Source organism: Kitasatospora sp. NPDC049258 (assembly GCF_040678895.1).
Taxonomy (GTDB): domain Bacteria; phylum Actinomycetota; class Actinomycetes; order Streptomycetales; family Streptomycetaceae; genus Kitasatospora.
The window spans coordinates 1-6,225 of record NZ_JBFAQT010000083.1 but is presented as its reverse complement, the minus strand read 5'-3'; the positions used below and the strand labels follow the sequence as shown (position 1 = coordinate 6,225).

Below are 6,225 nucleotides of genomic sequence, written 5' to 3'. Positions count from 1 at the left end.
ATCACCCACGACCTGGGCGTGGTGGCCGACGTCGCGGACAAGATCGCCGTGATGTACGCCGGCCGGATCGTGGAGACCGCCCCCGTGCACGAGCTCTACGCCCACCCCGCGCACCCGTACACCCGGGGGCTGCTGGACTCCATCCCGCGCCTGGACCAGAAGGGCCAGGAGCTCTACGCGATCAAGGGCCTGCCGCCCAACCTGCTGCGGATCCCGCCGGGCTGCGCCTTCAACCCGCGCTGCCCGCGGGCCCAGGAGATCTGCCGGCAGGAGGTGCCCAGGCTCTTCGACGTCACCGGGGAGGACGGCACGCCCGCGCCCGGCCGGGGCAGTGCCTGCTTCTACTGGAAGGAGACCCTCGATGACGCTTAGCGGAGCCGGTCCGAGCGGAGCCAGTCCGATCGGTGCGACGGCGCCGGAGGAGCTCGCCTTCAACCACCCGGTGGCGCGCGGCGAGCCGATCCTGGAGGTGCGCGACCTGGTCAAGTACTTCCCGCTCACCAAGGGGATCCTGTTCAAGAAGCAGGTCGGCGCGGTCAAGGCGGTGGACGGGGTCTCCTTCGACCTGGTCCAGGGCGAGACGCTGGGGATCGTCGGCGAGTCGGGCTGCGGCAAGTCGACGCTGGCCAAGGTGCTGATGAACCTGGAGCCGGCCACCTCGGGTTCGGTCCGGTACAAGGGTGAGGAGATCTCGCGGCTGAGCGGTGCGGGCCTGAAGGCGGTCCGGCGCAACATCCAGATGGTCTTCCAGGACCCGTACACCTCGCTGAACCCCCGGATGACGGTGGGTGACATCATCGGCGAGCCGTACGAGATCCATCCGGAGGTGGCGCCCAAGGGCGACCGGCGCAAGGCGGTGCAGGACCTGCTGGACGTGGTGGGGCTGAACCCGGAGTACATCAACCGGTACCCGCACCAGTTCTCCGGCGGGCAGCGCCAGCGCATCGGGATCGCCCGGGGGTTGGCGCTCAAGCCGGAGATCATCATCTGCGACGAGCCGGTCTCCGCGCTGGACGTCTCGGTGCAGGCCCAGGTGATCAACCTGCTGGAGCAGCTGCAGGACGAGTTCAACCTCTCGTACATGTTCATCGCGCACGACCTCTCCATCGTCCGGCACATCTCCGACCGGGTCGGCGTGATGTACCTCGGCAGGATCGTGGAGGTGGGCACCGACGCCGAGATCTACGAGCACGCCACCCACCCGTACACCCAGGCGCTGCTGTCGGCGGTGCCGGTGCCGGACCCGAGGGCGCGGGAGGTGCGGGACCGGATCGTGCTGGTGGGCGACGTGCCCTCGCCGGCCAACCCGCCCTCGGGCTGCCGCTTCCGCACCCGCTGCTGGCGGGCGCAGGAGCGCTGCACCACCGAGGTGCCCGGACTCGTCCGCCGGGATGCGCTGAGCGGGCCGGCCGCGCACGAGTCGGCCTGTCACTTCGCGGGGGAGCGGCAGCCAGGCGAGGGCTGACCCGCCGGCCCTTGGCCCGGCTCGAACGCACGGCCCGTCCCCGACCCCGGGGGCGGGCCCTCGCGCTGTCTGGGGGCCGGCTGAGGAGTCGGTCAACTGATCGTCAACTCTATTTCCGCTCAACGGACTTGATCGTCCGATAGGCGGAGTTGAATCTGTGAACTTCCGTGAACGATATGCGAGATATTGCTGCAGAATACATCGTCTTGGCAGGGCCATGTAACAGAAAAGAGATGTGCGAGCGATTCCGCCCGGGGGGCGCGGTGATCGATAGTTGCTCCACGCGGATCAGCGGGCGCTGTCAACTTGGCCGCACCGCCTTTGTATTGACCTTCGGCCTGCCTGGAACACCGGGCGGCGAAGGAGCTCCTTCGTTCCCCGCCCTGACTCGAGAGGCAGTTGAATGAGGCTCACCAAGACAATGCGATGGACGGTGGTGGCGGCCTCCACCGTCCTGGCCGTGGCTGCCTGCAGCAACAACGGGAGCAGTGGCGACTCCGGCAGCAAGCCGTCCCAGAACAGCGGTGCGCCCGTCAAGGACGGTGGCACGTTCCGGCTGGGCATTGTCGAGCCGACCGCGATCGACCCGTACAACACCCAGGAGTCCGAGGGCACCCTGGTCACCCAGGCCCTGTTCACCGGTCTGACCAGCGTCGACGCCGACGGCAAGCTCTCCAACGCGCTGGCCGAGAGCCGCACCCCCAACGACGACTGCAGCGCCTGGACCTTCAAGATCAAGAGCGGCACCACCTTCAGCAACGGTGAGCCGGTGGACGCCGCCGCGTTCATCCGGGGCTGGACCCGCGCCGCCGCCAAGGACGCCGCCTCCGACGTGGCCTACCACATGGCCGAGATCGACGGTTTCACCGCGCTCCAGGACGGCACCGCCACCACCTTCTCCGGGCTGTCGGCGCCGGACGCCAACACGCTGAGCGTCAAACTCGCCATCAAGGACTGCGAGTTCGACCTGCGGACCTTCCACACCGTGTTCAGCCCGGTGACCAAGGACGCCGGCCCGGCCACCAACAAGACCTACAACGACCAGCCGATCGGCAACGGCCCGTTCAAGCTGGACGGGCCCTGGCAGCACAACAGCAAGATCACCCTGGTCCGCAACGACAGCTACGGGCTGACCAAGGCGCACGTCGACCGGGTCGAGATCTCCATCCTCAACTCGGCCAACGCCGACCAGCTGGAGTACCAGGGCTTCCAGGCCGGCCAGTTCGACTGGGCCCGGATGCCCACCGAGCAGCTCGGCGCGGCCAAGGCGGTCTACGAGCCCAAGGGCGAGTTCCTGAACTGGGACGCCAACGGGATGAACTACATCCTCCCGATCACCTTCAACGGCCCGCTGAAGTCCAAGGAGGCCCGCGAGGCGGTCTCCTACGCCATCGACCGCGACGCGATCGTGGCCGGTGTGTTCAAGGGCTTCCGCAACAAGGCCACCACCCTGGTGCCGCCGGCCTTCAAGGACGCCTACCAGCCCGGCGTCTGCGTCAGCTGCGGCAAGCAGGACAAGGACAAGGCCAAGGAGCTCGCCGCCAAGGCGGGCCTGACCCCGGGCACCAAGCTGTACTTCGGCTACAACACCGGTGGCGGCCACGACGCCTGGGTGCAGGCCGTGGCGCAGCAGCTCAAGGAGGTCCTCGGCCTCGACGTCCAGATCGACGGCATCCCGTTCAAGGAGCTGCTGAAGAAGGAGCAGGGCCCGGACGCCACCGGCCTGTACCGCGCGGCCTGGGGCGCCGACTACCCGACCCCCGGCAACTTCCTGAACCCGCTGCTGTCCACCTCGGCGATCAACGAGGACGCGGCCACCCACAACGTCCAGGGCGACAACCGCGGCCGCTACAGCAACCCGGCCTTCGACGCCCTGCTGCAGAAGGCCACCGGCTCCAAGGACCAGGCCGAGCGCAACAAGCTCTACCAGCAGGCCGAGAAGCTCGCGATCGGTGAGGACCTGGCCCTGATCCCGCTCTGGAACCGCACCCAGCAGCGCGTGGCCAACACCGAGAAGTGGGTCAACCTGTCCTACGACTTCAACGAGAACCCGACCCTGTCGAAGGTCTCGCAGAAGTAACCGGCCCTTCGCTCCAGGCGCAGCCCGTTCCTCGATCCGTACGGAATCCCACCACCGTCGGCCCTGCCTCGACCAGGCAGGGCCGACGGTCCACCGTGCCCGCCCGACCCGGCGGAGCGCAGGGGTGGGCGACGCCGATCTGCCGCAACCACACAGAGAGGCAATTCCATGGGCAGATACCTCCTGCGAAGGCTTGGCCAGATGGTGATCGTGCTGCTCGGCGCGACGCTGATCCTGTTCGCCTGCCTGTTCGTCATTCCCGGGGACCCGGTCGGCTCGCTCGGCGGAAGTGAGCGCGCCCGCGACCCCGCGGTGGTCAAGCAGCTCCGCCAGCAGTACGGGCTCGACGAGCCGCTGGTGGTCCAGTACGCCACGTACGTGGGCAAGTTGGTCCAGGGCGACATGGGTGAGGACTACACCCAGCGCCGGCAGGTCTCGGAGATCCTGCTGCCGAAGCTGGTCAACACCTCCAAGCTGGCCGTCGCGGCGATGGCCATCGACGTGCTGCTCGGGGCGGCCGTCGGCACGCTCGCCGCGCTCAAGCGGTACTCCTTCCTGGACACCGTGGTCACGCTGGTCACCACCCTGCTGGTCGGCTTCCCGACCTTCGTGATCGGCATGCTGATGCTCAACCTGTTCGCCGTGCAGCTCAAATGGGTGCCGGTGATCGGTGATCCGAGCGATCCGGTACAGCTGATCCTGCCCTCCGTCACGCTGGCCATCATCGACGCGGCGCTGGTCGCCCGGCTGATGCGCGGGACGATGCTGGAGGTGCTGCGGGCCGACTACGTCAAGACCGCGATCGCCAAGGGCGTCCCCAAGCGGCAGGTGCTGCTCAAGCACGTGATGCGCAACTCGGTGATCCCGGTGGTCACGTACATCGGCATCTCGTTCGGCGGCCTGATGGGCGGCGCGATCATCACCGAGACCATCTTCAACTGGGACGGCGTCGGCATGGCGATGTCCACCGCGATCCAGCAGCAGAACAACCCGATCGTGGTCGCGGTGGCCACCTGGACGGTGGCCATCTTCGTGGTGCTCAACCTGCTGGTGGACCTGCTGTACGCGATGCTCGACCCCCGCATCCGGCTGAGCTGAGGGCGCCGAAATGACTGACGAGACTACAACCGCCGAACTCCGCAAGGATGTTCCCGCGCAGCGCGGGTCCGACGCCTCCGCCGAGCCGGCCGTCAAGGTGGTCCGGGAGTGGCAGGAGATCTGGCACCGCTTCGCCGCCAACCGGCTCGCCCTGGTCGGCCTGGTGCTGGTGGCCGGGCTGCTGTTCACCGCCGCCTTCGCGCCCTGGATAGCCCCGTACGACCCGCTCAAGCAGAACCTCATGAACACGCTCCAACCGCCCACCGGGGAGCACCTGTTCGGCACCGACATCCTCGGCCGCGACCAGCTGTCCCGGGTCATCTACGGGGCCCGGATCGCGGTGTTCGTCGGCCTGGTGTCGATCATCCTCACGCTGCTGATCGGCATCGTGCTGGGCGCCGTCGCCGGCTACTTCGGGCGGTTCTACGACACCCTGGTGATGCGCACCGCGGACGTCTTCTTCGCCTTCCCGCTGCTGATCGGCTCGATCATCATCATCACCGTCACCGGGCGGGGGGTGTGGCCGGTGGTGCTCTCGCTGGCCATCTTCGGCTGGGCCACCGTGGCGCGCCTGCTGCGCAGTTCGGTGCTCTCCGCCCGCGAGATGGACTACGTGCACGCGGCCCGCGCGCTCGGCGCCGGGCACCTGCGGGTGATCACGCGGCACATCCTGCCCAACTCGATCGCCCCCGTGATCATCTTCGGCACCTTCAACGTGGGGCTCGCGGTGGTCGCCGAGGCCGCGCTGTCCTACCTCGGCGTCGGGGTCAGCCCCGAAGTCCCCGAGTGGGGCAACATGCTCGCCTCGGGCCGGGGCTTCATCGGTGTGTACGACTACATGTGGACCCTGCCCTCGCTCGCGGTGGTGCTCACCTCGCTGGGCTTCATCTTCGTCGGCGACGGGGTCCGCGACGCGCTCGACCCGAAGCTGCGGTGAGCGGGATGACGAGCACGGACGCGACGCGGAGCGGGAGCGGCAAAGCGATGGACAAGGCACTGAAGGACGGCCCGGCCGTGGAGCTGCGGCAGGACGGCGCCGAGCCGGCCCTGCTCCAGGTCGACGACCTGCAGGTCGAGTTCGTCACCCGGGACGGCATCGCCCGGGCGGTGAACGGCGTGAGCTACAGCGTCGGTGCGGGGGAGACCCTCGCGGTGCTGGGCGAGTCCGGTTCGGGCAAGTCGGTGACCGCGCAGGCGATCATGGGCATCCTCGACACCCCGCCCGGCCGGATCAGCGGCGGCCGGGTGCTCTACCGGGGTGAGGACCTGCTCACCATGCCCGAGGAGCGGCGCCGGTCGATCCGGGGCCGGAAGATCGCGATGATCTTCCAGGACGCGCTCTCGGCGCTCAACCCGGTCTTCTCGGTGGGCTGGCAGCTCGGTGAGGTCTTCCGGGTGCACGAGGGGATGTCGAAGAAGGACTCCCTGGTCAAGGCCGTGGAGCTGATGGACCGGGTGCGCATCCCGGCCGCCAAGCAGCGGGTGACCGACTATCCGCACCAGTTCTCGGGCGGTATGCGTCAGCGGATCATGATCGCGATGGCGCTGGCGCTGGAGCCGGATCTGATCATCGCGGACGAGC

Annotated in this window: 6 protein-coding genes; all 6 read left to right on the top strand. The window is 68.4% G+C overall.

The features are described 5' to 3' along the window. On the top strand, positions 1-372 hold a 372-nt coding region (locus tag AB0K43_RS31075), incomplete at its 5' end, for an oligopeptide/dipeptide ABC transporter ATP-binding protein (RefSeq protein ID WP_363645714.1). Then, the gene (locus AB0K43_RS31070) at positions 362-1,465 is read left to right on the top strand and encodes a dipeptide ABC transporter ATP-binding protein (RefSeq protein WP_363645712.1); all 1,104 of its coding nucleotides are present in this window, start codon (positions 362-364) and stop codon (positions 1,463-1,465) included. The genes AB0K43_RS31075 and AB0K43_RS31070, both read left to right, overlap by 11 nt. Positions 1,466-1,886: 421 nt before the next feature. Then, on the top strand, positions 1,887-3,545 hold the full coding sequence (locus AB0K43_RS31065) for an ABC transporter substrate-binding protein (protein ID WP_363645710.1): 1,659 nt from the start codon (positions 1,887-1,889) through the stop codon (positions 3,543-3,545). A 168-nt stretch (positions 3,546-3,713) separates the two neighbouring features. Further along, entirely contained in the window at positions 3,714-4,643 is a 930-nt protein-coding gene (locus tag AB0K43_RS31060) for an ABC transporter permease (RefSeq protein ID WP_363645708.1), read from the top strand. A 10-nt stretch (positions 4,644-4,653) separates the two neighbouring features. Then, positions 4,654-5,580 carry an ABC transporter permease gene (locus AB0K43_RS31055; RefSeq protein WP_363645706.1) on the top strand — a complete coding sequence of 309 codons (927 nt, stop codon included), beginning with the start codon at positions 4,654-4,656 and terminating at the stop codon, positions 5,578-5,580. A 47-nt stretch (positions 5,581-5,627) separates the two neighbouring features. After that, on the top strand, positions 5,628-6,225 hold a 598-nt coding region (locus AB0K43_RS31050), incomplete at its 3' end, for an ABC transporter ATP-binding protein (RefSeq protein ID WP_363645704.1).